Here is a 25,733-nt window from a genome sequence, read left to right as displayed (position 1 = left end):
CACAAAATAACAGCAAAAGCGCAGCAAAGAATAAGATTTTTGCCTTTTTATGCGGCATTTTACCTGTATACGTTTGGTATCTATGTCTTGATTTTAGCTCGGATATTTGTTGCTTTAGAACATAGCAAAGCCCATTGAATATCGTATACTGAAATCTGACATGACGATGACAATAAAGAATAAGGAGCACATCATGAGTTTAGTTGTACCCGCTGAAAATTTAGATGCTGTACAAGAAACTGACCGCGTCGAACGCATTCTCGTTGTAGATGATGATGTGCGTTTACGTACTTTACTACAACGTTTTTTAGAAGATAAAGGCTTTGTAGTGAAAACTGCGCATGACGCCACGCAAATGGATCGTTTATTACAACGTGAACTCTTTTCGCTCATCGTGCTTGATTTTATGTTACCTGTTGAAGATGGTTTAAGTATTTGCCGTCGTCTACGTCAGTCCAATATTGATACGCCTATTATTATGCTGACCGCGCGCGGTAGTGATTCAGATCGTATTGCCGGCTTAGAAGCAGGTGCAGATGACTACTTACCAAAACCATTTAATCCCAATGAGCTCCTCGCCCGTATTCGTGCGGTATTGCGTCGTCAAGTACGCGAAGTACCCGGCGCTCCGAGCCAACATATGGAAGTGGTCAGCTTTGGGCCGTGGTCACTCGATCTCTCTACCCGTACTTTAACCCGTGAAGGCCAAGTGGTGACTTTAACTACGGGTGAATTTGCCGTGCTTAAAGCCTTGGTACAACATCCGCGTGAACCTTTAACACGAGACAAACTGATGAATTTAGCGCGTGGTCGTGAATGGGGGGCAATGGAACGTTCGATTGATGTGCAAGTGTCACGTTTACGCCGTTTGATTGAAGAAAACCCTGCACGTGCACGTTATATTCAAACCGTTTGGGGGGTTGGTTACGTCTTCGTTCCAGATGGTGCAGAATAGTAGTTCCAAGCTGGGTTTACTGTTGCAGTAAACCCAATTTTTTTGGCTTTAATTTGAGAGCAGCGGTGAAACTTGATCCTCTAGATCCACAAGAATTTAAAGATTACGCAGCGTATTCAGAAAAAAAACGCACTCGAACCGAACGCTTTCTGGACAAAATAAAGCCGCGTTCTGCCGCAATGCGTACCACGGTTTTGGTATTATTTGTGGTGTTATTTAGCTTGTTTATGTCATTGTGGTTTTTTTGGCGTACGCTATATTTACCTGAAATTCAACAACATGCACGCTATTTAGCAGTAGAGCTAGATATTTTAAATGACCCTGATTTACGTATTTATCATCAAGGTGAAATGGTTAATCCTCAGGTCTGGCTCAAAGATCGCGTAGGTCTAGAATATATTACCGACCCCGAAGAATTTCCCAATGTACGGGAAAAAGTCATTGCTGAGTTTTTTACCAATCAAATTGAAGACAAGCTTGCTAAAGAATTGGGGATTAATAACGTTACCGTCTATTTTCAATTTAAGCCGAGCCCACGTATTTGGATTCAAACCCCTGAAATGAATGGCAATTGGGCACGCGAACCGCTAAAAACCTATGCCAATTACAGCCCAGAATTGGTTGTTGCTTGGTTACTCGGTACACCATTAATCGCTGCCATTATTATTTTAACTTTGGTGCGTCAGCTCAATCGACCGCTACGTCGTTTACAAAATGCTGCCAACAGCTATACCAAAAATGGCAAGGCACCATATTTAGAGACCAATCATGGTCCGCAAGAAATTCGTGAAGTGAATCAGGCTTTTAATCGCATGATTTATTCACTTGATCAAACTGAGCGCGACCGTCGCATTATGCTGGCTGGCATTTCACATGATTTACGCACTCCCCTGACTCGTATTCGTTTGAGTGCCGAAATGATGCCTGATGAAGACTTTTTAAAAGAAGGTCTAATTTACGACGTTGAAGATATGGATGCGATTTTAAATCAATTTATTTCTTATATGCGTGATGGTTCTGATGAAGAACCGCAAGACACTGACCTCAACAGCTTACTACAAGAGCTGGTGGTACAATTTAAGCCTTTAAATATTCGTTTTAGCCCCAATGAATTACCTATCATTCAAGCACGCAGTTTATCTTTAAAGCGTTTAATTGGTAATTTAATTAATAATGCCAAACGTTATGGGGCTGAACCCATTGATATTTCTGCTGAGTTATTGGGTGAGCGAATCTTTATTCGCGTTGCTGATCATGGCGAAGGAATTCCTGAAGATCAAATCCAAGATCTCATGCAGCCTTTTGTTCGTGGTAATGCAGCACGTACGGTACAAGGGAGTGGTTTAGGACTAGCGATTGTGAAACGAATTGTCGATATTCACCAAGGTGAATTACTGATTCATAATCGCCCCGAAGGCGGCTTAGAAGCTATTATTTCTTTGCCCTTACACAGCAACCAAATCCCTGAAATTGAAGCACATAGTACACTCGAAAAACTCAAACAAAGTTTGAGTGATCGCTTTTAACTATTGTTCAATATTTAAACAAACAATTTTGTTTAAATAATAAACCCCTAGGTTTAATTATTTTAAAATCATGTGCTTATATATTATAAGATTAATTTATACCCACATTTTTTGAAAAAATTAGACCTTAGCCTAACAGCTATGCACAATGGCTTTTCTGATCGGTACAATCCGTATCAGCTTTAAATTTTAACGAGAGTAAACCATGTCTTTAGATCGCATTCGTTTAGCTTCACTTCATGACAAAGTCATCAGCGCTGCTCAAGCTGCTGAATTCATCAAAGATGGTATGACTGTAGGTATGAGTGGCTTTACTCGCGCAGGCGAAGCAAAAGCTGTACCTTTAGCTTTAGTAGAACGTGCCAAAACTAACCCATTAAAAATTACACTAATTACGGGTGCAAGTTTAGGTAACGACCTTGACAAAAAATTAACTGAAGTGGGTGTACTAGCACGTCGTCTTCCATTCCAAGTGGATAACACATTACGTAAAGCCATCAACAAAGGCGAAGTGATGTTTATCGACCAGCATTTATCTGAAACTGTTGAGCAAATGCGCAACGGTCAATTAAAGAAAAATGACATTGCGGTGATTGAAGCTGTTGCGATTACTGAAGATGGTGGCATCATTCCAACGACTTCTGTCGGTAACTCTGCAAGCTTCGTACAATTTGCTGAGCAAGTGATTGTGGAAATCAACACCAATTTAAGCCCAGCATTTGAAGGCTTACATGACATCTATATCCCAGAGATGCGTCCAACACGTGGCCCAATTCCATTAACTGTATCTGATGAGCGTATTGGTACAACTGCAATTCAAGTTGATCCAGCGAAAATCGTGGGTATCGTATTTAACAGCGAATTACACGACTCTCCATCAACTGTAACTGAACCAGATGATGAAACTCAAGGTATTGCAGACCACTTAATCGCGTTCTTTGAGCGTGAAGTTGCTGCAAAGCGCTTACCGTCAAACTTAGGTCCATTACAAGCGGGTATTGGTTCAATTGCCAATGCTGTACTGACAGGTCTAAAAGATTCTAACTTTGAAGATCTTGTGATGTATTCAGAAGTATTACAAGACTGTACTTTCGAATTAATTGATGCAGGTAAAATGAAGTTCGCGTCTGGCTCTTCAATTACTTTATCTGAAAAATTTGGTGAGAAAGTATTTAACAACATCGAAGCATATAAAGATAAGTTAGTTCTTCGTCCACAAGAAATTTCAAACCACCCTGAAATCGTACGTCGTTTAGGTATCATCGGCATTAACACTGCACTTGAGTTTGATATTTACGGTAACGTGAACTCAACGCACGTTTGTGGCACCAAAATGATGAACGGTATTGGTGGTTCAGGTGACTTCGCGCGTAATGCACACCTTGCAATTTTCGTAACCAAGTCGATCGCGAAAGGCGGTGCAATCTCGTCTGTGGTGCCATTTGCGTCTCACATCGACCATGCATGCCACGACGTTGACGTATTGGTGACAGAGCAAGGTTTAGCTGATCTTCGTGGTTTAGCGCCACGTGAGCGTGCGCGTGCGATTATTGATAACTGTGTACACCCATCTTATAAAGATGCACTGAACGATTACTTCGATCGTGCATGTGCTAAAGGTGGCCAAACACCACACATCCTTACTGAAGCGCTTTCTTGGCATTCAAACTTCGAAGAAACTGGCACGATGCTGGTGACTGAAGAAGCTTAAGCTTTTGCTTAAAAAAACGCCCATTTGGGCGTTTTTTTAATCCTGTTTAAGTCGTCCTAAACGTAGTAAAACCGGAAAAGTCACACTAATAGACAAATCACGATGTTGTTTTAAGTCATCAGCAATTTCAGTTAAGGCCGAATGCCCAGTTTGCCTTTCATAATGTTGCACTGCCGACCAAGTGGTTAAATATTCAAACAGCTGCTGTGCTGTCCAAACATAATTCAGCTCTAATGGTGGTGTAACAATTTCTTCAAATGGAAAAGGAATCGTTTGATAGCCTTCATCAATATAACGTCGTTCAGCATCCCAATAGCCCTTTAAAATATTGTGATATAAGTGCTGTACTTTGCTATTTAAATGCGCATCATGAATTTCAATTAAGCCATACCCAATAATGGCCACTACCCCTTCTGGTTTAAGCACACGTTTAACTTCTTTATAAAAACGCTCAAAATCAAACCAATGCACTGCTTGCGCAACAGTAACCAGATCTACCACATGTGCCATTAAGTCACTATGCTGAGCTTTATTGACCTTGTAACGCACATTACTGAGCTTTGGCGCATGCATAAGCTGATTTTCGCTAATATCAGTTGCCAAGACATGGTTAAAATGCGGCGCTAAGCGTTGACTAAATTGGCCTGAGCCGGCACCAACGTCCCAAGCCATATCACGCTCTGGTACTGATAACAGTATTTGTCCTATGATTTCCTCTGAATAACTTGGTCGAGCTTTTTGATAACATTCACTATGTTCAGAAAATAAATCCTTCATCTTGTTATTTCTCATTGTTGTTATTTTTAATCATTATACGTAAAAAAAATTTAAGCATAAAAAAATCCCCAAACTTAAGTTTGGGGATTTTTCGAATATGGTGGCGAGACCCAGGATCGAACTGGGGACACACGGATTTTCAATCCGTTGCTCTACCTACTGAGCTATCACGCCGATGCGGTGTATTAAGCCCTATCTTGAGATATTAGTCAACACATTTCTTTAAAAATTATTAAATATTTATTTCATAAACAATTTTAAGCAAAAAAAATCCCCAAACTTAAGTTTGGGGATTTTTCGAATATGGTGGCGAGACCCAGGATCGAACTGGGGACACACGGATTTTCAATCCGTTGCTCTACCTACTGAGCTATCACGCCGATGCACGTATTAAAGCGTTTTCAAACTCCAGCGTCAAGCCTTAAGTCTACATTTTCAATTCAAGTGTTTATTTTTACAGCAAAATCCACAAAAATTGGCCTTTTATAACTTATCGAGCTTAGTTAGACAGCGATGAATGGCACCACAACCGGGTATAAAGCTCTTACTGCCCTGCTGTTCTTGCATACGACACACTTCAATGACTAAACGCTCAGCGACACCACGACCACGATTGGCAGGATGTACCACCACATATTCTAAAATACAGTCATCTTGTTGCTGACGGCACCAAATTGCGCCAATCAATTTCGTGTTAAATTCTGCGGTATACAGTAAAGTATCTTGAGCGAGGCTATGCTCAAGTTGGTTTAACGCATCCTGCCCATCAGAAAACTCTGGGCTTAAGTCGTATAAGCGCTCAAGTTGACTACGAAAGTCATTATTTTCTAAAGACGTATGAGCATGTACGGTAATAGGCATTGCTAAACCCTCCTAAGCAATCTAGTATTTGCGCTTCGCTTAAATTTTTAACGTTTTGAGGAATGTGTCTATGACAGAGCGTATCAGTGAAGTGGTAAGAAACACTAACGAAACTAAAATCCGTGTTCGTGTGAATCTTGATGGTACAGGTCAAGGCACTCTCAATACCGGTGTTCCTTTTTTAGATCATATGATCGACCAAATCAAGCGTCATGGTTTATTTGATATCGACATTCATTGTGATGGCGATTTAGAGATTGATGACCACCATACTGTAGAAGATTGCGGTATTACTTTAGGTCAAGCCTTTGCACAAGCCCTAGGCGATAAAAAAGGCCTCAAACGCTATGGTCATTTCTATGCCCCACTCGATGAGTCACTCAGCCGTGTAGTGGTAGATTTATCTGGTCGTCCGGGTTTATTTATGGATATTCCATTTACCCGTGCGCGAATTGGTAGCTTTGATGTGGATTTATTCTCTGAATTTTTCCAAGGCTTTGTCAATCATTCGTTAATGACGCTACATATTGACAACTTGCGTGGTAAAAACAGCCATCACCAAATTGAAAGTGTCTTTAAAGCCTTTGCACGCGCATTACGTATGGCATGCGAAGTTGACCCACGCGCGGCAAATACTGTTGCTTCAACCAAAGGAACATTGTAATGGCTCGTATTGCATTACTTGACTACGGTATGGGCAACCTACACTCAGCCGCTAAAGCGCTTGAGCACGTTGGTGCAACGGTTGATGTGACCAATGATCCAAAACTCATTGCCCAAGCCGATAAAATTGTCTTCCCAGGTGTAGGTGCAATGCGTGATTGTATGCAAGGCATGCAAGATGCAGGCATTGACGAAGTGGTACGTCATGCTGTGTTTAATAAACCTGTACTCGCTATTTGCGTGGGTATGCAAGCTTTAATGCAACGCTCTGAAGAAAATGGCGGTGCTGATGCATTGGGTATTTTCCAAGGTCAAGTTAAACGCTTTCCTGATCTGGACGGTCTCAAAGTGCCACATATGGGCTGGAACCAAGTCCATCAGGCAGACCCGAACCATCCAATGTGGAATAATATTGAACAAAATGCACGTTTCTACTTTGTGCATAGTTTTTATGTAGAACCGCAAGATCCAAGCATTGTGGCAGCAACCTGTAATTATGGTTTAGATTTCTGTACGGCACTGCATAAAGAAAATCTATTTGCAACGCAATTCCATCCAGAGAAAAGCCATACCGCTGGCTTACAGTTGCTCAAAAACTTTGTGGATTGGAACATCTAAGGGCTAACTACATAGCATACAAAAGCTCAACTTCGGTTGGGCTTTTTTATTTACAAAAGCAAGCTAGGAGCAACTGAATTTTTAAATTATGGTAATTCCATAACAATAACAAAGGGACAGCATCATGTATTTGTCTTCTCCTGACCCGGCCTATGAAGGCTTATCTCTGCATGGCCGTTTTGGTCGCGTGTCTTACTTTGCTTGGCATGTGTTATTAGCATTGGCTTTGCTGCTGATGATAGCTACTGCATGGCTAATCGCCCCACATTTATTTGAGCATGCCACTTTGTTATTTGATGCAAGCAGCATCATTGCCTTATTGCTATTGCTGATTGCCCAAATAGGTGCTGTATATTTTCATATTATTTTTACCCTACGACGCCTGCATGACTGTGCGCTTAATCCTTACTGGGCAGTGTTATGCATCATCCCTTTTGCAAATTGGTTACTGGCCTCTTATTTATTATTTAAACCGGGTGTAAAAACGCCAAATGCCTTTGGTGATATACGCCACACATTAAATTGGGAAAAATATCTAAGCTCTCTCACTGTAGTGGCAATAGTTGTACTAAGCATTTATTTCATTTTATTCGCTAATTAAACCTATTTTTCCGGCTTTTAACCACATCCTTTCCTGTTTGTTTTTTGCCACTAAAAAGGTCAATTAGAAATATTAATCAATGATTAAAAAATTCTGACAAATTTACTCAACTTAAGTTTTTTTGTGCTATAACTAGTCAAAAATATTCTATTTAACTTACTGTTTAAAATTAATATTTTGCAAAAAGTAAAGCATTTAGATATTTTTTCCTATGACAAGTCACATCCATATGGGCTGTCATTACTTATTTTTTTCAAGCTTGAGCCTTATGACTTGGTTTTTTATTGCTTATTTTGGCTAAATCTAGAACATAGTTATGCTCAGCTTTATTGTTGTTCTTTGGAGATAAAAGATGGCTCTTTTTGGTGGTTTAAAAGGTATTAGCGGTGTATTCACAGCTATTTCTCAAGGTTTTTCTAGCGTTCTCGGCAAAATCGTATCAGTTGTTGCGCATGTCGTTGATACAGTTGTTGAAGCTGTAAGCCAAGTACTTAATCCTGTACTTGATGGCTTATCAAATGCTCCTTTACTAGGTGGCACAATTGAAACTGTTGACAACCTCGTGGGTAACTTAACGGGCAACTTAAGCGATACCTTACATTCAACTGCTGATGCACTGTCTGCGGGTTCAGTTGTTGGTGGCGTAGCGACACTTTTAAATGGCGTAACAGACACTATTGGCGCAACAGTAAAAGATGCTGCTAACACAGTTGATACTTTAGCAACTGACGTGATTGATCCTGTATTAGGTAAACTTCAAGATGCACCAATCATTGGTAAAATTCTCGAAGGCGTTGAAGAAACTTTAGACCACGTTGTTGGCGATGTAGACAGTTTAGGTGATTATGTTGCTGAGATTGAGCCTTTAGAACTAGTAAAAGATCTATTAACTGATCCATTAGACACCGTTGGTGGCGTTGTGAATGACGTTGCAGATACTGTAGACGATGTACTGAACTCTTTAGCACCAACTTTAGACGTTGAAGTACCTGTTGTGAATGAGCTTGGTGATGTTGTTCAGCAAGTGGGCGCTGGCGCTGTTGGTCTTGTGAATGGTTTAGGTGATGCATTACGTGATGTAGACTTAAACATCAACCTTCCTTTCGTTTAATTGTTGAATTTCAATTAAATGTAAAAAGCCTAGATTTTTTCTAGGCTTTTTTTTAGTCAAATTTTCTTACAGTTTTATTTTTCAACTAAGTCTTTTATCTTATTTAAATTAATAGTTGAAGTTTACCACAAAACCTAAAAATAAATCTTTAAATCAGAATCTTATAAAAATATTCTTTAAAATAAAAAATATTAAAAAAATAAATAAGGAGCGGTGATGTTCCACATTTTTCAGGGCGCTTATCAGCAATTAATGCGCAATCCCTATCAAGCAAAAATGCACTGCCAAAAGCCGAAAGCAGTCAAAGTGGTGCGTATTAAACGACCTCGTCATCAACTAACCGAACAACACGCATTACATAAAGTGCTGTCTGTAGCAGCATCACATCAAATGCCTGAACCTGAAGTCCATGCAGAAGATTTACCTGTGCCTGATGCCAAAGAGTTGACTCAAGATTTAATTGCCGCCGAAAACTTACTCCATGTTTACGATACAGCGCTAGATGATTTTAGTCAGGTGCCTGATTTACTTGCAGCGCTTGAGATCAATAAAAAATTCCCTTCCTGATAAACTTAAAGCATGCTTTTTACTGTTTTTTATTTAGAGATTGCAGATTTGTTTGTTAAGATGCAAAACACTCTATTTAATACGATTAGGCTAGGAGCGAAAGCATGCTAATCATTCCTGCAATTGACCTTAAAGACGGCAAATGCGTACGTTTAAAACAAGGTCGTATGGAAGACGATACCGTATTTTCTGATGACCCAGTAGCCACTGCACAGCACTGGGTAAACGAAGGCGCACGTCGTTTACATTTGGTAGATTTAAATGGTGCTTTCGCAGGTACGCCAATCCATAAACCTGTGGTTGAAGCGATTGCTAAAGCACAGCCAAATTTACCTATTCAAATTGGTGGCGGTATTCGCTCACTTGAAACCATTGAACACTACTTAGATGCAGGCGTATCTTATGTGATTATTGGTACCAAAGCGGTTCAAGATCCTACATTTGTTGAACAAGCATGCAAACAATTTGCAGGTCACATCATTGTTGGTATTGATGCCATGAACGGTATGGTGGCAACCGATGGTTGGGCCAACGTCACTGATGTAAAAGCGACTGAGCTGGCAAAACGTTTTGCTGATGCAGGTGTATCTAGCATTGTCTACACCGACATCGCGCGTGACGGTATGATGCAAGGTGTAAACATTGAGCAAACTGTCAATCTTGCGACTTACTCAGGTCTACCTGTGATTGCTTCTGGTGGCGTAACCAATATTGATGACGTTCACGGCTTAAAAGGTCAGCACGGTATTTTAGGTGCGATTACAGGTCGTGCAATCTATGAAGGCACTTTAAACCTTCGCGAAGCACAAGCTGTACTTGATGCTTAATCTAAATTACTGATTTTGCTTTGAAAGAGGTCTTCGGACCTCTTTTTGTTTTGTGTATTTTGAATTTTGATCTCTCTGCCATGTCCATGCAAGCAACTAAACTTCCCCTGTGGAAAGCTAAACTTCCACAACTGTCACTCATTTTAATTACCATCATTTGGGGCACGACCTTTGTGGTGGTGAAATATGGTCTGAGTTTTTCCAGTCCTGTACTTTTTGTTGCATTGCGCTTTATGGCGGCTGCCATTGCAGTCACACTCATTTCATGGAAACACCTCAAAGGCATGACTGCTTTTGAACTCTTTGCAGGCGCTGTGATTGGTTTGACCATCACCCTTGGCTATGGCACACAAACGGTTGGCTTACAAAGCATTAGTAGCAGTGAGTCGGCATTTTTAACGGCGCTGTATGTACCACTTGTACCGATTTTATTATGGCTGTTATTTCGTAAAAAACCACATGTGATGACTTGGCTTGGTGCAGGCTTGGCCTTCTTAGGATTGGTGTTTTTAACAGGCAATGGCTTTGGTGCAATCCAACTGAGTTTTGGTCAAATCCTGACCCTATTAGGCTCTATTGCTATTGCGCTGGAAATTATCTTTATTAGTTATTTCGCACCTAGAGTAAATACCCGTCGTGTCACAGTGCTGCAACTGATCTTTGCCTCAGTGTTCTGTTTTATGTTCGCACCCATGGTAGGTGAAACACAGCTTGCCGACTTTCATCCACATTTAATGATGATCTTAGTGGGACTTGGGATTGCCAGCGCCTGTATTCAATTGGTGATGAACTGGGCACAAGAAATGGTTGAGCCATCGCAAGCTGCGATTATTTATGCGGGTGAGCCGATTTGGGCCAGTCTTTTTGGACGCCTTGCCGGTGAGCGCTTGCCTGCGCTTGCTTTATTAGGTGGCATCTTAGTGGTGTTTGGCGTGATTGCGAATGAATGGCGACCTAAATTCTTACAAAACAGACAACATAGCCAAAGCTAAGAAAATCCCCTCAACATGAGGGGATTTTTTAAATGGCTAAATTATCATTTAAACGCATGATACCTTTAATGGCACGATACACGATCCATAACCATGATAAGACCAATACGGCAATACAAAAAGCACTCGCCCCTAAAGTCACTCCAGCAAAAAGCGCAGGATCTTGACCCGTAAAAAATACGAAGATAAACGGTACAAAAGCCAATACCGTCCAAATTAAATACCACCAAAAGGTGCGAATTTGAAAGCGAAAATGGCTTTCAAAAATTGAGCCTTTGACTGCATCTAGTTTTAAGTAGTTAATTAATAACGCAACCAGCGCTAAAATCCCTGCGCTAAAAATTGCCACGATATACAACACATATAAAATAAAGGTTAAAGTGCGGTTAGGATCTTTATCTATAGAATAGCTCATCGTCAGACCTCAATGATGCATTATAAGAATGGATTAAATGGCGAGACTAATAAAATCATCAAGGCTATATTTAAGCCAATCATGGCAAAATAAATATGTCTAAAGGGTTGTTTTTGTGTTTTATGACGTAGTTTTTGCTGGGCTAAATGTGCCGCAGGCCAGCCACCTAAAAATGCAACAAGGTGTAAGGTATTTTCTGCTACGCGGCGTTCATCTGCTTGCGCGGCTTGTTTATCTTGAACATATAACCAATAACTCAGAACATTGATCAGACTGATGATCAACAGAAATAAGCTTGGCAGTAAGCCAAAAATTACCAATCCTGCAAGCAGCACGATATAAATGATACTCAGTAAATTCAATGGATGCTGCTTGGCGTGTGGCTTTTGAGTCACTTTAGCCGTGCTTTTTTTCACTTGAGCAGCTTTTAAATAAGTGACTTGTTGAGCACGTATACGCCCTTTGCCATCAATGAGTGGCACATATTCTAAAGCACAGCCCACGATTGGACGTGGGCCGGGCCTCGCAAAATCTTTAATGTGTAAAAATACGCGATCTTTGTCACTGTCGGTCGGTTGGATAAAACCATAGCCTTTGTCATCAAACCATTCGACTAATCGCCCTTGATCGCGCATTGTTACCCCAAATTAATATTATGCAGTCACAAATTTTAAGCGATCAATCAGCATCTTGCGCATTTCATCTGGATTTTTTTGCAGAATATCAGCGCCTGTTAAGCCCATTTCGGCATTTTTAGCTGCTACACGTAAACGCATCATCCAGAAACGCCCTGCTGCCATTGCTAAGTAAACCTCTAAACAAGCACGTTCATCATCAGTGAGTTTACGTACTGTTTCATAAGCAGTGAGGTAAGCCACCGCTTTTTCTTCATTTAAATGAACGTCGGGATATTCAGTACAGAAATCATTTAAGGTAATGGCAATATCCAGCAACAATTCATCTTGGTTCATCTCATAAAAGTCTAAGATGCCAGCCAATTGGTCGCCAGTAAATAAAGTGTTATCACGGAACAAATCTGAATGAATCAAACCCTTAGGACGGTTTGGATACAACGCAGTTAAGGCATCAAACAAGCCTAACAGTTCATTTAATAGCACTTGATCAGGCTGACTTAAAGTCGGTTTAAGTTCTTGTGCTACGTTCATCCAATAGGCGTGATCACGCACTTCTGAGCGTTGTAGTGGAAAACCCGCTAAGGCTACATGCATTTTAGCCTGAGCAATGGCAATTTCACGTACTTGACCAAGCGTTGATGGCATTGGATGCTCACCTCGCATACGCGGTGCGATTTGGGCTGGCTTGTCTTTTAAGCTTAAAATTGCCGCGCCATTGACATTTAATGGTACAGGTACAGCCACCCCATGCTGACCCAAATGCTCAAGCACAGGCACAAGCTCCCCAGCGGCTTGTGCATCTAGTTCTTCAAACAGTGTTAACACAAACTGATTGCCATCCTGGCAGACTAAAAAATAATTGGTATTTTGAATACCGCCTTGAATGGGAATCAGGTCGACCACCTCTAAGCCATACGGCGCTGCAAAATCCTGAACTTCCTTTAAAGTCAAAGTGGTATAGACCGACATACAAAACCTGCGATAAATTTTACTCAAGTTTGCTAGAATAGCGTGTCAATCTGCCAAGGTGTAGCTCTTAGGCGGGTTAGTTTTATAATTGGCTGTAATTATTGGAAAAAATTATGCTTGCTAAACGTATTATTCCCTGCCTAGACGTAGATAACGGTCGTGTTGTGAAGGGTGTACAGTTCCTAGACATCCGTGATGCAGGCGATCCTGTAGAAGTAGCACGTCGTTATAACGAACAAGGTGCTGATGAAATTACCTTCCTTGACATTACAGCTACCTCAAATGGACGCGATACGACCTATCGTACTGTTGAACGTATGGCCGAAAGCGTATTTGTGCCGCTGACTGTTGGCGGTGGTGTGCGTAAAGTTGAAGATATCCGTTTACTGCTCAATGCAGGTGCCGATAAAGTCAGCATTAACTCAGCAGCCATTTATAATCCTGAATTTGTGCAAGAAGCATCACAGCGTTTCGGCGCACAATGTATTGTGGTAGCTATTGATGCCAAAAAAACCGGCGACAACAAATGGGAGATCTTTACCCACGGCGGTCGTAAAGAAACGGGGATTGATGCCATTGAATGGGCTGTAAAAATGGCTGATTTTGGTGCAGGTGAACTGCTCGTTACCTCAATGGATGCCGACGGTACCAAAGCCGGCTATGACCTTGCCTTAATGCGTGAAATTAACAACCGCGTTAGCATTCCTACCATCGCATCAGGTGGTGTAGGTAACCTACAACATTTAGCCGATGGAATTATCCAAGGCGGTGCCGATGCCGTGTTGGCGGCTTCGATTTTCCACTTTGGTCAACATACCATTCCAGAAGCAAAACAATATTTAGCTGCGCAAGGCATTGAAATGCGCCTCTAAGTAAGACTTAAAAAAAGGAGCACTTCAGGTGCTCTTTTTTTATATTTAAAAAATATGTTGACCATTAATCTGTTTTATTTTGCACTTGCATGTTTTGCGTTTTAGATTACAAGAATAACAACAAGATACCTACAATAAAAAATCACTATGGAGTTAAGGCATGAATAAATATCTTGCTGAATTTATTGGTACTTTTTGGTTAGTCTTTGGCGGTTGTGGCAGTGCTGTACTGGCCGCAGCTTTTCCTGAACTTGGTATTGGCTTTGTCGGTGTATCGCTGGCCTTTGGTTTAACTGTCCTCACGGGTGCTTATGCCTTAGGGCATATTTCGGGTGGACATTTTAATCCAGCCGTTTCTATTGGTTTATGGATGGGTGGGCGCTTTGAAGCTAAAGAGCTGGCGCCTTATATGATTGCGCAGGTACTAGGTGCGGTCTTTGCCGCTTGGATTTTGTTTGTGATTGCCTCAGGGCAAGCAGGTTTTAGTGCAGGTGGCTTTGCCAGTAATGGCTTTGCTGAATTATCACCCGGCAAATATTCAATGCTATCTGCATTACTAATTGAAATTGTACTCACCGCAATTTTCTTAATTGTGATTTTAGGCTCAACCGATAAACGTGCCCCAGCAGGCTTTGCCCCAATTGCCATAGGGTTGGCCTTAACATTAATTCATTTAATTTCTATTCCTGTCACCAATACCTCAGTGAATCCTGCACGTAGTACAGGCGTGGCCTTTTTTGCTGAAACTGCAGCTTTAAGTCAACTGTGGTTGTTCTGGGTAGCGCCAATGATTGGTGCAGTAATAGGTGCAGTCATTTATAAGGTAGTGGGTAAGCCAGCTCAACTTTAACGACCATTAAAAAAGCCCAGTTAAACTGGGCTTTTTTTATAAAAATGGATTCTCGACTTCGTCGCTGTCTGGGCGGTTCAGTTTCTCGGGTAAGTCAGCTTCGGCTTCGAGTTGTGTCACAATATCATTGAGTAAAGCTTGCAGTTTTTTTGCTGCAGCTAAACCTTGTTGATCTTTATGAATCTGTAAATTGCCATAAATACTGACCCGATCAACATCGTTTTCTAAGGTCAAATCATAAATGGCATCTGACTCTGTACCTTGATGAAATGCTTTAAACATAACGCAGCTCTTATTGTTGGTTATTGGCGAAATTTATTCTACCTTACTCATTTATTTAAGTAACTGCACGATAAATTGCACAATCTCCAAGATAATTTTTAAAATGCCTGAACTTTCTGTCTGATTCTCTTGAGCTTTGGCTTGTGGCTCAGGTGTACTCACGTCCTGTTGTGGCTTTTTTGCCAATACCTCCGCCATGGTGCCTTCATAACTTGCACTTGGCTTAAACAGCTTTTTAGTGGCATTGATTTGCTGCGTGGTCACTGGCTCGGCACACTTAGCCTTTTGATCTGTGCTTTTTAAACCAATCGTTTGATTATTTTTTACCGCAGATGCCGTTAAAGGTAAGTTATAGACTTTGCGTTTCTCTGCATCGCTAAGTTTTGGAAATAAGTTAATCCCAATTTTTTGCTCTAAAGCACAGATACTCATCAGCTCAACTTGTGGCTTAGCCACATTCATATCATTACTCACATAATAAGCGCCAATTACTCCAGTTTGAGGGGCATAAATGGCTTTATAGGTTGCAGTAGGCACCAATAAACCATTACCCAAACGCTTAATATTTTTACCTGAATATTCAGGGCCAGTAATTACATAGACATCTTGTTTTTGTTTAGTGACAAGTGCACGCACGCCCTCTTCCAGCTCACGCCATACTTGTTGGTTATTTTGTGGCGTTTGCGGCACCATATTGGCCAAAGAAAAACTGTCGTGTTGCGCGACTTTGGTTGGCATATCGGCATTAGGTGCCATATGACCACGGTCATAACCTGAACCACGATAATCTTTTAAAGTGGCACGCACCCCTTGTACTAAGTCTTCTTCATGGAAACTATCTTCACGTTTAATTTTTACACTTAAACGTTCAGGTGTTAAATATTCAGCCACCCAAAATGAGGTCTTTGAAACGCCTGAGTGCATGGCATTAAAACCATTTAAACACAGTGCTGTGGTGTCTTTTTTTAAACTTTCGCGTTGTAATTCAGGCGCAGTATTTTGATAAAACTGATCTAAACAGGCTTTAGGTTGGCTATTTGCAGCTAAAGCACTTGATGTAGCCGTAGTGCCAGCTACAGCTAAAAACAAAATACCAGAAAGAGGAATCAACTTTTTCATGTTAAACATCAATTTCAGATCAGAAAAGAGCAAGCAGTATAGGCTGAGCATGGCTTAAAAGCTAGATTGTTGAGAGCTTGGCCACCAGCCAATGTAAGACTTCAAATAAGTAAGTCAATAGCGCAGTTTCTATGCGTTGTAGCCACGGCGTTGCCACAAAAATACGCGGCCCAGCTGCTTGTTGCGCGGCTTTTTTTAAGTTGCTTACTTCACACTGACTTTTGCTATCCCAATAAGCATATTGCCAATCAAAGTCAGATTTTGCGGTTAAAGGCAACTGATAAACATCGCGTTTTTGTTCGCTGCTTAAACTCGGAAACAGCTGCATCTGTAATTTTTGCTCTAAAGCACAAATACTTAAATATTCAATTTGGCTATTGGGCTGTTGCGCCAAATAATAAGCCCCCATCACCCCTGTTTCAGGAATATAAACCGCTTTATAAATCCCTTGAGGCGCCCAAATCTGACCAGCAATTTGGGTTAGATGTGCCGCGTTATAATCTGTGCCTGTAATCACATAAATATCTTGATGATAGGCACGGCTTAAGTACTTTAAGCTTTGGTCAATCGCCTGCCATTGTTGGGCGTGCTGTTCTGAGGCAAAAGGGACACGGAGCAGCGTTTCTAGATGCTGATCCTGCTCTGGCAAGGCCAGTAAACTTTGATAATGCTGTTCTTGATGTTGGACAGCCGATAAGTGCGCTACATGATTGGCCGCAATATTGGGCTTTAACACTACTTCAGGCACTGCTGCTGTGGCGGCAAAATATTGACTCACCCATAACGGTGTTTTTGTAATGCCTGAGTACAGCAAGCTTAGATGTTTTGCGCAAACACGATAACTTTCGGTGTAGATCTCATCACGGTAAAAAAATGGCGTTTGTTGCACATAGCTACTACTTTGACACAAATTGCGTTGTTGCCACCATGTGCTGAAGCGATCTTCAAACATCACAATAGCAAAACTTAAACTGGCAATCACAGCCAGAATAATTTTAAGCCAAAAATATTGAGAACGCGGAGGTGCAGGCACAGCAAGAATCGTCAGAGTGAATTACAGCGACAGCTAGCTTAACAAGTCACGTGAAAAAAATCAGTGCCGAAACACTGATTTTTTAAGTGACAGCAGCGCTTAAATCTCAATTTGACTACCCAGCTCGACCACGCGGTTAGGTGGGATTTTATAAAAATCACTCACTGGACTGGTATTACGCTGCATAGAAATAAACAGCTTTTCTCGCCATGGGGCTAAACCATCACCTACACTATGAATTAAACGGTCACGTGAGATAAAGAAACTGATTTGCATCAGGTCATATTCAATTCCCACTGTCGCCAAAGCTTGTTCTAAGGCATTTGGAATATTGGGCTGATCTTTAAAACCATAGTACAAAGTGACCCGATAAAAACGCTCGGTCATTTGCTCAGTTTCAAAACGGGCTTCATCCTCTACATAAGGGATATCACGAGTGATGACCGTAACCATAATATTCATATCATGCAGCACTTTATTATGCTTAATATTATGCAACATGGCATGCGGCACTAAATCAGGTGTACCCGTTAAAAACACCGCTGTGCCAGGTACAAATTGAGTTTCATTGCTATAGCCAATACTTTTAATAAATAAAGACATCGGTAATGCATCGCTAGAAAGGCGTTTTAGCACAATCTCACGGCCATCTTTCCATGTAATAAGTAAGGTATAAGCCACCGCGCCAATTAAGATCGGCACCCAACCGCCTGAGATAATCTTGACTGAGGTAGAGGCCACAAATATAAAGTCAAGCAACAAAAATGGCGTGGCAAATATAATGACTTTCCACAGTGGCCATTTCCAATAACTATAGGCTAAAACACTAATTAAAATGGTACCGCACAGCATGGTCATGGTAACAGCGACACCATAGGCACTGGCTAAATTGGCACTATTTTCAAACAGTAAAATTAAAATCACGACTGAGATAAACAACACCCAGTTAATAAATGGTAAATAAATCTGCCCTTGCTCAACATCAGAGGTATGGTGCACGGTAAGACGCGGTAGATAGCGCAGTTGAATTGCCTGATTGGTCATAGAAAACACGCCAGTAATCACCGCCTGTGAGGCAATCACCGCGGCAGCAGTAGCTAGGCCAATCATTGGATACAGTGCCCATTCTGGCACCAGCATATAAAATGGATTAGCAATGGCGCTGGCATCACGTAATAACAGCGCGCCTTGCCCTGCATAGTTCAAAAGTAAACATGGCAATACCACAATAAACCACGCCAAGCGAATCGGTAAGCGACCAAAATGCCCCATATCAGCATAGATCGCTTCACCACCCGTCATGGTCAGAATTACAGCCCCCATGGTCAAAAAGGCTAAATAAGGCTGATCTGCAACAAAATGATAGGCCCAATACGGATTGATCATGTGTAGCACTTGTGGGGTTTGGATAATACTCCATAAGCCTGCCGCACCAATTGAACCAAACCACAATAAAGTCAGTGGCCCAAAGAATTTACCCATGGTGGCTGTGCCATGGCGCTGCACAAAAAACAGTCCTGCCAAAATCCCAATTGCTAAGGGTTCGAGCCAGTTGTTAAACATTGGTGTAGCAATGCTTAAACCTTCAATCGCAGATAACACAGAGATGGCTGGGGTAATAATGCCATCACCAAAAAATAGCGATGCACCTATAAAACCTAATGCAATAATATAGAGTCGCTTTTTTTCACCGATTTTGGTGGCACGTAGAATCAGTGCCAACAGCGACATAATTCCGCCTTCGCCATTGTTATCGGCACGCATAATAATGGTGATGTACTTAAAGCTAATGGTGAGCATCATGCACCAAAAAATCAGCGATAAAATCCCAAGAACGCTGGCCTCAGTAATGGCTAAGTGTGCGGTTTGGAAACATTGTCTGAGTGCATAGAGTGGACTAGTTCCAATATCCCCGAATACTACGCCAAGTGCAGCCAAGGTAATGACTGGCAACGCGGCTTTTTTTGCAGTAGTTTGCATATTATGTCTTCGTTTTGCAGACTATTTTTGCGAATCATAGCACTGCCGCTAAAGTTTTTCTCTAAATCAATTGTTATTACTTGGCAGCGTGCTGCTTTTTGGTTATTATCCACCGCGCATGGTGAGGTGTCCGAGTGGCTGAAGGAGCACGCCTGGAAAGTGTGTATACGTTTATAGCGTATCGAGGGTTCGAATCCCTCTCTCACCGCCAAAATTCTAAAATCCCCAAATCAAAAGGTTTGGGGATTTTTTTATTACTTCATTCTTTTTTCGAAGATGACTTCACGGTGATATTGCAAATATTCATGCTGTTTATGATTAAAAATATAATGCTTTTGACATTTTTCTAATTCGTAGGCTTCGATCACTTGCTGTGGTAGTTTCGGATTTAAAATAAGATATCCCTCTTTATTAAAAGAGATATAACCTCTGTCAAATAACTGATCGATATGTGGTGCTAACAATAAACCATTATTACCATCTAATCGCTCTATATTATTACTCTTTACCCAAGGTTTGATATGACTCGCAATTAAGAAATTTTTATCTTTTAAGCCAGTAATCACACATTGAGATAAAACCTCTGCAACATTTCTTTTGAATTTTCCTTGACCACGTCGTGAGTCAACCAATGCTCTTTTTGTCGTCTCATCCAAACTTGAATTTTGAATTTTTTCTTCTTCAGTTCTTTCAAGCATATCAAGGAAGGGATCGCTATCAATAAAGTTTACACGAACTTCAAGTAAGTTGATTTGAATTAACTTTTCAATCTGCTCAGCAAGTTCTTTACTTACTTTTGTAAGATAGAATTCTTTTCCATTACCATTATCAGCATGTAAGGGGGCATCTTCCACATTGAGATAAGATCTTAAAGAGTTGATATGATCCTTCAAGCGAATACGCTTTTCTTTTTGAATTTCAAAAAATTTGACTGGAATACACCAACCGTCTTGTTCCCAAAGCTCACCAGTTTCTCCAAATTCTTGAGGTTGTTTACTTTCGTAATAGTAATCTTGCACTACGCCTACTGCATGAATCCTTGTTTTGACAAAGGAAAATACAATATCACCTGGAGATAAATCTTTAATATATTCATAATAGCGATTCGTCCTTTGTGCTTTAGTTTTTGTAGGACACCATAAATAGCCCCCTAATATTTCTTGTTTAAATGTCTTATTCTGATTTACCCACCAAAATTTCATTCTTAGCTAACCCTATAATTATTCAAAAGTCTGTTATTACAATCTACAGAAAATCTAATTACATATATAGAATTTCAATTCATTTTTTTGGCACAAACTCTGCATAATAAAGATTAAAAAACACCAAAGTTTTAAGGAGAAAAAAGGTCTATAAATTCATCTCACTGCAACAATCCTAAACCACAATTTATTTGGGTTAACCCAGCATACAAAAACAAATGTTATAGGAGCTGCAATGAACACCAGCACAAACTATGCAAAACAAATAAAAAATGCCAAACGTGGCGGCTATACCCCAACCATTGCCAAAGACGTAAATAAACATAAAGTACAAAAAGCACTACGCCTCATCGAACAATGGAGAAAACTGGCCAATGAACTTAAACCACAAATGCAAATTGACATGGCGTTAACCCTCGAAGAATGTGCCCACGATCTAGACCAAATCTTGCGTAAAAAGTCTTTTTAATGGCTAAAACATCAACAAAAATCAGCTTAAATAACCTTTAAGCTGATTTTTTTTATTAATTTGATTTAGTTGTTTATTTTTTGGCTTGCACAGTTTTAAAAACTCTCTATAATGCGATTCCAAGATGCCGGCATAGCTCAGTTGGTAGAGCAACTGACTTGTAATCAGTAGGTCCACAGTTCGAATCCGTGTGCCGGCACCATCTTATACTCAGCCTCGCTTTTTAGTGAGGCTTTGTTGTTTCTAAGGCTTTAAAAAGCTGCCACTGCCACATAGCGCACTAAACCGTCTTGCCATAATTTTTGGCATAGCTTAGCGGTCATCTTAATTTTAAAACCATCTAAACCAGTCAAAACTAGATCTTCTTGTGCCACAAATTTAGCAAAACCAGCTAATACCTGTGTGCTTAAATCACGAATTTGTACCTGCTGAAAATGATGCCGCATGATGGTGCTGTGAAGTTTATTTTGAGTCATTAAATCTTTTAAATTTACATCTGCGCTTTTAAGTAAATACGCATATTTGCGTTGTTGCCACGCGGTTAACTTAAAAAAATCATCACTTAGCATTAAAGTATGAAAAGCAAGACGCGCTTTGGGTTGCATGACTTGAGTGACTGAGTTTAAAAATGAATTTAAATTGACGTGATAAGCCGCATCTATACATAGCACTGCGCTAAATTTCTGGCTAAAACTATTTGAGTTTAAATTTAAAAATGAATCAAAGAGAATTGAATTCAAAAATGGGGTATGGATTTTAATCTGCTGCACATGCTGAGCTTGTAGCTCCACTGCGCTAATATATTGAATTTTATAATAATAATGCCAAAGATTTAGGCTTGCACCTTGTCCACAGGCTAAATCGAGTAGAATGTCATTTGAATTTAAATCGATTGATTGGGCTAAATCTACGGCCAAAGCCTGACAAGCAGTACGATAGCTATCGCCTGCTTGCCAAAGGCCTAAATTACTCCAAGCTAACGCATTTTTATCACCTAATATTGCGCTATTAATCGCATATTTATGTTGTAACAGTTGTGCGTGCAGAGCTTGGAACATGCTTTAGTAGCCGAGTTGTGGAGCAACCTCAACTTTAGGCTTTAAGCCCACAAACGGCAATGGTGCACCAAAGATTTCTGCAATATGCATTGCAGAAGTCACAGCAGATTCTAGAATTGGTAAACCATCGCATGACCATGAACCGCAATAGAACACTTTACGTTGTGTATCGCGATGACGGGCTTGAATTTGCTTGTTTAACGCAACTGTGTCCGAGTCCACCACAGCACGGGTTAAGGTCACACGCGAGATGATTTTCTTCGGATCAATGTCTGTGACTGGTCGCCAAGTTTGGAATACTGGATTTTTACCCACTAAACTTGGTTCTACCGCATTGAGCCATACAGTAAATTGTTGACGGGTAAATTTACGATCCATCATATAACTCAGTACTGCCCAATCTTTACGTTTAGGTGGCATGACCGTGTTATCGGTATGAATGACTAAATCGCCTTGTTCAAATTTAAATTTCTTAAGTAGTTCAATGTCATCTTTAAATTGTTCATTGTCTAAGAAATCTTCAATTTTTGTGGTTGGGGTTGCCACCACCACACGGTCAAAGTATTCAAGCTCACCATCGGCATTTTTCACCACCACTTGTTCGCCCTGCTCGGATACATAAGTAATTGGTGAACCGCTCTTAATGTTCACACCTTCAATCAGCTTGTTAACAAGCGCAGGTGTACCACCTTGAATACGCAGTAACGCATCGCCGTCGGTCAATTGACGTAAGAAAGTCAATAATGGTTTTGCTGGCCAATCCCCAATGGTTTTTGGATTACAGGTACAAATGGTATATAGCACTGGCATGACTGCACCGTGCCAAAACACTTCTTCAATATCATGCTGATTAATAAATTCAGCTAAAGTGATGTCTTGGTTGTCTGACTTAAAGAACTGTGCCAAAGCAGTTTTTAACTGCAACATACCTTTAACTAAACGCCAACCGTATTGCTGAATGCCTTTACGGTTGTTAATAATGGGGAAATTACCAATTTTAGTACGGGTCGTTGTCAGCCATGTTTCGGTACGATCTTCAAATAACCAGCTACATGCCATATAGGTCCGTACTGGGAAAGTGCTAATGCCTAAATAGGTTGCCAGACTTAAGGTATTTTTCCATAAGTAAGGATTCATCACACGTAAAGGCGCATCAATTAAGCCACCTTCAAATTCGGTACTATGGCTATCCATACCGCGACCAGGCAATGCTTCAAAAATTGTTATGTTATGTCCTGCATCTTTAAGAATTCTTGCGGTAGCCAGGCCAGCCATGCCACTACCAATAATTGCAATATCCAAATTATTATCCGTCCGTCAAAAAACACATTTCAAAATTATGAACCAAGCTTTAGCAAAACTGGCTATTAAAAAATGCCATATTCAATATTTTTGTGAATGACTGGCTAAGACATCATTCAAATGATTTTTAACAGGTCATCTCAGCCTCTACAGTACGCCGTTGCTTGCTGAAAAAGCAGCGCCTTTGTGTATATATAAAAAACAATCAGCGTAAAAAGGCAGTAAAATCAGACAATAAAATTTACAAAACCATGAAAGGTGGTTATGATGCACTGTAGTTAAAATGATGATCTAATTCACAGAATTTAATAATAATAGTTATTTTTTTACACGTTTACAGCGTAACAATAGGCCCCGCTTTACCGCGGGGTCTATTCTTTTTTTCAGGCAAAAACTTAACTGCTTTTTTCAGCGACTTTAAGTTGCGCGAATTGACCGGCATTAAAATCTGCAAAGGCTTGAATAATTTCTTGCTCAGTATTCATCACAAATGGCCCATATCCTTGAATCGGTTCATGGAGTGGTTCACCGGTTAATACCACAAAACGCGCATCGCTATTGGCAATCAATTCAATCTTCGTATCTGCATCACGGGCAAACATCACCACTGAACTGTCTTGTACGTGCTGAGTCTGATTAATCAGCAATTCACCTGAAAGTAATAACAAGAGCGTGGTCTGTTCAGGCGGTACGTTTAAGGTGTAACTCGCATCTTGTTTCAACGCACCATCCCATACATTCACTGGGCTAAAGGTACTGGCTGGGCCATGTTGCTGTGCATAGTGCCCTGCAATAATACGTAAATGCCCAGTTTGATTGGCAAACTGAATCACTGGAATCTGCTCAGCTTTCAAGGCTTGATACTGTGCTGGGGTCATTTTGTCCTTAGCAGGTAAATTAATCCAAAGCTGTACCATTTCAAAGATACCACCTTGCTTGGCAAATTCAGGACTATGAAATTCTTCATGCATCACACCTGCACCCGCGGTCATCCATTGTACATCACCTGCATGAATCGTCCCGCCACCGCCACTGGAGTCTTGATGACTGACTTCACCTTGATAAGCCAAAGTGACCGTTTCAAAACCACGATGCGGATGTGAACCTACACCACGCTGTTTTTGGGTTGGAATAAAGCTATGCGGTGCAGCATAATCCAGTAATAAAAATGGGCTAATCGCTTGACCTAAACGATCATAGGAAAACAGGCTTTTGACCAAAAAGCCATCACCTACCCAATGGGTCTGTTGATTACGATATACCCCGATGACTTTTTTCATGCCCTACTCCCAATCTATTGATGCACTTATCTTAAGCCTGTACTTCAAGCTGCACTAGAGCACTTGTTAGGAAGCACTGTCATATTTTTAATACAATAGACCTCTTGCGAAAGTGGTTATTGCAAGTTTATTCGGTTTACCAGTGCAGCAATTAAGTTAATGCGTAAACCGAATCTTTTCCGTCTATTTCGATAGCGTTCACTTAATATTCTAAATGTTTTCAATTGACTATTGATGTGTTCGATCACAACTCGTATTTTTCCAATCAGTTTATTGTACTTTTTCTCAACACTAAATAACGGGAAATTCTTCTTTTTCTTTATGGGCATCAATAATTTAAAGCCATGTTGCTCTAATCCGTAGTACCCTAAATCGGTCACAACATATTCACAATGCTTAAATTTCTTAACCGTTTCTCTTGCCAGTTTAATGTCATGCTGACCGCCATTCGATATATCTAGCCCTATGATTTGTTTACTCTTCGGATGATAGATCACTTGGGCCTTTAGCGTATGTTTCTTCTTTTTACCACTGTAGAACTTACTCTGATTTTTTTTTCGGGCGTTCGATTGAACATTCTGTCGCATCAATAATGACCCAGTTAAAGTGTTCTTCTGCTGTGGTTATGCTTCGTTTTGGCAGGGTAAAACGTCTTGATTTCATCAATGCATCTTCAACCTTTTTAATGGTTCGATTCACATTACTTTCAGCGATATGGTAATTTGCCGCTAATTCCAGTTGAGTGCTGTAGTTGCGTAAGTAATTGAGAGTTAATAACAACTGATCCTCTATATCTAAAGTATGAGGTCGACCTGATTTCTTTTTGAGTGATTCTGCTTTTTCTAGAACCTCTACCATTTCAGTAAAAACTCGTCGAGGTACGCCAACTAAGCGTTTGAATTCAGAATCTGAAAAACGGTTTAATTTCTGATATAGCTAAAAACTTAAGATGAGCTACAATAGAAAAAACTCTAATCTTTAAGATCATGCCAAAAACATATTCTGTCGATCTACGCGAAAAAGCCATGCAGTTTTATAAAGAGTCAAAGCATAAATCG

26 protein-coding genes, 4 tRNA genes and 1 pseudogene are annotated in these 25,733 nt (G+C 40.5%); 15 read left to right on the top strand and 16 right to left on the bottom strand.

Annotated features, from left to right (window positions below; genetic code table 11):
* Positions 1-193: 193 nt before the first annotated feature.
* From ompR to scpC, 3 genes are all read left to right on the top strand, one after another.
* Positions 194-955 (top strand): osmolarity response regulator transcription factor OmpR, encoded by a 762-nt coding sequence (gene ompR / locus AC5YCI_RS10890; protein ID WP_122900140.1) that lies wholly within the window; start codon positions 194-196, stop codon positions 953-955.
* A gap of 65 nt (positions 956-1,020) precedes the next feature.
* Positions 1,021-2,481, top strand: a complete 1,461-nt coding sequence (locus tag AC5YCI_RS10885; RefSeq protein ID WP_496129980.1) for an ATP-binding protein — start codon at positions 1,021-1,023, stop codon at positions 2,479-2,481.
* A gap of 205 nt (positions 2,482-2,686) precedes the next feature.
* A complete protein-coding gene (gene scpC, locus AC5YCI_RS10880) occupies positions 2,687-4,192 on the top strand; it encodes a succinyl-CoA:acetate CoA-transferase ScpC (RefSeq protein WP_496129981.1) in 1,506 nt (501 codons plus the stop codon).
* A 36-nt stretch (positions 4,193-4,228) separates the two neighbouring features.
* Here scpC and AC5YCI_RS10875 read toward each other — a convergent pair whose 3' ends face one another.
* The 4 genes from AC5YCI_RS10875 to AC5YCI_RS10860 form a co-directional block, all read right to left on the bottom strand.
* Positions 4,229-4,969, bottom strand: coding sequence for a class I SAM-dependent methyltransferase (locus tag AC5YCI_RS10875; RefSeq protein WP_496175518.1), 741 nt, complete (start codon positions 4,967-4,969; stop codon positions 4,229-4,231).
* Between the two features lie 98 nt (positions 4,970-5,067).
* Positions 5,068-5,143, bottom strand: a tRNA-Phe gene (locus tag AC5YCI_RS10870).
* Positions 5,144-5,273: 130 nt separating this feature from the next.
* Positions 5,274-5,349, bottom strand: a tRNA-Phe gene (locus tag AC5YCI_RS10865).
* A 103-nt stretch (positions 5,350-5,452) separates the two neighbouring features.
* Entirely contained in the window at positions 5,453-5,830 is a 378-nt protein-coding gene (locus tag AC5YCI_RS10860) for a GNAT family N-acetyltransferase (protein WP_496129983.1), read from the bottom strand.
* 70 nt (positions 5,831-5,900) lie between these two features.
* On the opposite strand from AC5YCI_RS10860, the gene hisB reads away from it, so the two are divergent.
* The 7 genes from hisB (at position 5,901) to AC5YCI_RS10825 (ending at position 11,209) form a co-directional block, all read left to right on the top strand.
* Positions 5,901-6,494, top strand: a complete 594-nt coding sequence (hisB, locus tag AC5YCI_RS10855; protein WP_122900149.1) for an imidazoleglycerol-phosphate dehydratase HisB — start codon at positions 5,901-5,903, stop codon at positions 6,492-6,494.
* Positions 6,494-7,111: an imidazole glycerol phosphate synthase subunit HisH gene (gene hisH, locus AC5YCI_RS10850; protein ID WP_496129984.1), complete on the top strand. Its 618-nt coding sequence runs from the start codon at positions 6,494-6,496 to the stop codon at positions 7,109-7,111. Before hisB ends, hisH begins: the two co-directional genes overlap by 1 nt.
* Positions 7,112-7,235: 124 nt before the next feature.
* Positions 7,236-7,712 carry a DUF805 domain-containing protein gene (locus AC5YCI_RS10845; RefSeq protein WP_496129985.1) on the top strand — a complete coding sequence of 159 codons (477 nt, stop codon included), beginning with the start codon at positions 7,236-7,238 and terminating at the stop codon, positions 7,710-7,712.
* 352 nt (positions 7,713-8,064) lie between these two features.
* Positions 8,065-8,823: a hypothetical protein gene (locus AC5YCI_RS10840; protein ID WP_496129986.1), complete on the top strand. Its 759-nt coding sequence runs from the start codon at positions 8,065-8,067 to the stop codon at positions 8,821-8,823.
* Between the two features lie 216 nt (positions 8,824-9,039).
* Positions 9,040-9,390 (top strand): hypothetical protein, encoded by a 351-nt coding sequence (locus tag AC5YCI_RS10835; protein ID WP_496129987.1) that lies wholly within the window; start codon positions 9,040-9,042, stop codon positions 9,388-9,390.
* A gap of 104 nt (positions 9,391-9,494) precedes the next feature.
* Complete coding sequence (gene hisA / locus AC5YCI_RS10830) at positions 9,495-10,217, top strand: 1-(5-phosphoribosyl)-5-[(5-phosphoribosylamino)methylideneamino]imidazole-4-carboxamide isomerase (protein WP_496129988.1); 723 nt, start codon at positions 9,495-9,497, stop codon at positions 10,215-10,217.
* Between the two features lie 80 nt (positions 10,218-10,297).
* On the top strand, positions 10,298-11,209 hold the full coding sequence (locus AC5YCI_RS10825) for a DMT family transporter (protein WP_496175517.1): 912 nt from the start codon (positions 10,298-10,300) through the stop codon (positions 11,207-11,209).
* A gap of 28 nt (positions 11,210-11,237) precedes the next feature.
* Here AC5YCI_RS10825 and AC5YCI_RS10820 read toward each other — a convergent pair whose 3' ends face one another.
* From AC5YCI_RS10820 to AC5YCI_RS10810, 3 genes are read right to left on the bottom strand one after another with little or no spacing between them, the layout of a single operon-like run.
* Positions 11,238-11,624 carry a DUF4870 family protein gene (locus AC5YCI_RS10820; RefSeq protein WP_496129990.1) on the bottom strand — a complete coding sequence of 129 codons (387 nt, stop codon included), beginning with the start codon at positions 11,622-11,624 and terminating at the stop codon, positions 11,238-11,240.
* Between the two features lie 20 nt (positions 11,625-11,644).
* Complete coding sequence (locus tag AC5YCI_RS10815; RefSeq protein WP_496129991.1) at positions 11,645-12,259, bottom strand: DUF1294 domain-containing protein; 615 nt, start codon at positions 12,257-12,259, stop codon at positions 11,645-11,647.
* Positions 12,260-12,277: 18 nt separating this feature from the next.
* Complete coding sequence (locus AC5YCI_RS10810; protein ID WP_496129992.1) at positions 12,278-13,228, bottom strand: homoserine kinase; 951 nt, start codon at positions 13,226-13,228, stop codon at positions 12,278-12,280.
* A 113-nt stretch (positions 13,229-13,341) separates the two neighbouring features.
* Between AC5YCI_RS10810 and hisF the strand changes: the two genes are divergently transcribed.
* Together hisF and aqpZ are read left to right on the top strand one after the other, a co-directional pair.
* Positions 13,342-14,100, top strand: coding sequence for an imidazole glycerol phosphate synthase subunit HisF (gene hisF, locus AC5YCI_RS10805; protein WP_496129993.1), 759 nt, complete (start codon positions 13,342-13,344; stop codon positions 14,098-14,100).
* A 160-nt stretch (positions 14,101-14,260) separates the two neighbouring features.
* Complete coding sequence (gene aqpZ / locus AC5YCI_RS10800) at positions 14,261-14,950, top strand: aquaporin Z (protein WP_496129994.1); 690 nt, start codon at positions 14,261-14,263, stop codon at positions 14,948-14,950.
* 36 nt (positions 14,951-14,986) lie between these two features.
* On the opposite strand, the gene AC5YCI_RS10795 is transcribed toward aqpZ, so the two are convergent.
* The 4 genes from AC5YCI_RS10795 to AC5YCI_RS10780 form a co-directional block, all read right to left on the bottom strand.
* A complete protein-coding gene (locus AC5YCI_RS10795) occupies positions 14,987-15,232 on the bottom strand; it encodes a hypothetical protein (protein ID WP_496129995.1) in 246 nt (81 codons plus the stop codon).
* Between the two features lie 51 nt (positions 15,233-15,283).
* Positions 15,284-16,351, bottom strand: coding sequence for a DNA/RNA non-specific endonuclease (locus AC5YCI_RS10790; protein ID WP_496175516.1), 1,068 nt, complete (start codon positions 16,349-16,351; stop codon positions 15,284-15,286).
* A gap of 61 nt (positions 16,352-16,412) precedes the next feature.
* Positions 16,413-17,384, bottom strand: coding sequence for a hypothetical protein (locus AC5YCI_RS10785; protein WP_496175515.1), 972 nt, complete (start codon positions 17,382-17,384; stop codon positions 16,413-16,415).
* A gap of 99 nt (positions 17,385-17,483) precedes the next feature.
* The gene (locus AC5YCI_RS10780) at positions 17,484-19,364 is read right to left on the bottom strand and encodes a potassium transporter Kup (protein ID WP_496129998.1); all 1,881 of its coding nucleotides are present in this window, start codon (positions 19,362-19,364) and stop codon (positions 17,484-17,486) included.
* Between the two features lie 120 nt (positions 19,365-19,484).
* Here AC5YCI_RS10780 and AC5YCI_RS10775 point away from each other — a divergent pair.
* A tRNA-Ser gene (locus AC5YCI_RS10775) sits at positions 19,485-19,575 on the top strand.
* A gap of 43 nt (positions 19,576-19,618) precedes the next feature.
* Here AC5YCI_RS10775 and AC5YCI_RS10770 read toward each other — a convergent pair.
* Positions 19,619-20,566 carry an HNH endonuclease gene (locus AC5YCI_RS10770; RefSeq protein ID WP_496175514.1) on the bottom strand — a complete coding sequence of 316 codons (948 nt, stop codon included), beginning with the start codon at positions 20,564-20,566 and terminating at the stop codon, positions 19,619-19,621.
* Between the two features lie 235 nt (positions 20,567-20,801).
* Between AC5YCI_RS10770 and AC5YCI_RS10765 the strand changes: the two genes are divergently transcribed.
* Complete coding sequence (locus AC5YCI_RS10765; protein WP_496130862.1) at positions 20,802-21,035, top strand: hypothetical protein; 234 nt, start codon at positions 20,802-20,804, stop codon at positions 21,033-21,035.
* Positions 21,036-21,161: 126 nt separating this feature from the next.
* Positions 21,162-21,237: transfer RNA gene (locus AC5YCI_RS10760), tRNA-Thr, on the top strand.
* 49 nt (positions 21,238-21,286) lie between these two features.
* On the opposite strand, the gene AC5YCI_RS10755 is transcribed toward AC5YCI_RS10760, so the two are convergent.
* From AC5YCI_RS10755 to AC5YCI_RS10740, 4 genes and pseudogenes are all read right to left on the bottom strand, one after another.
* Positions 21,287-22,093 carry a class I SAM-dependent methyltransferase gene (locus tag AC5YCI_RS10755; protein ID WP_496130863.1) on the bottom strand — a complete coding sequence of 269 codons (807 nt, stop codon included), beginning with the start codon at positions 22,091-22,093 and terminating at the stop codon, positions 21,287-21,289.
* A 3-nt stretch (positions 22,094-22,096) separates the two neighbouring features.
* The gene (locus tag AC5YCI_RS10750; RefSeq protein WP_496130864.1) at positions 22,097-23,395 is read right to left on the bottom strand and encodes an FAD-dependent oxidoreductase; all 1,299 of its coding nucleotides are present in this window, start codon (positions 23,393-23,395) and stop codon (positions 22,097-22,099) included.
* Between the two features lie 395 nt (positions 23,396-23,790).
* The gene (locus AC5YCI_RS10745) at positions 23,791-24,675 is read right to left on the bottom strand and encodes a pirin family protein (RefSeq protein WP_496130865.1); all 885 of its coding nucleotides are present in this window, start codon (positions 24,673-24,675) and stop codon (positions 23,791-23,793) included.
* A gap of 116 nt (positions 24,676-24,791) precedes the next feature.
* Positions 24,792-25,608, bottom strand: a pseudogene (locus tag AC5YCI_RS10740) (IS5 family transposase); the annotation flags it as partial.
* Between the last annotated feature and the right edge of the window lie 125 nt (positions 25,609-25,733).

The organism is Acinetobacter sp. CY17 (assembly GCF_059515825.1).
The sequence above is the reverse complement of the archived record's forward strand: the minus strand, read 5'-3'. Positions and strand labels throughout refer to the sequence as shown.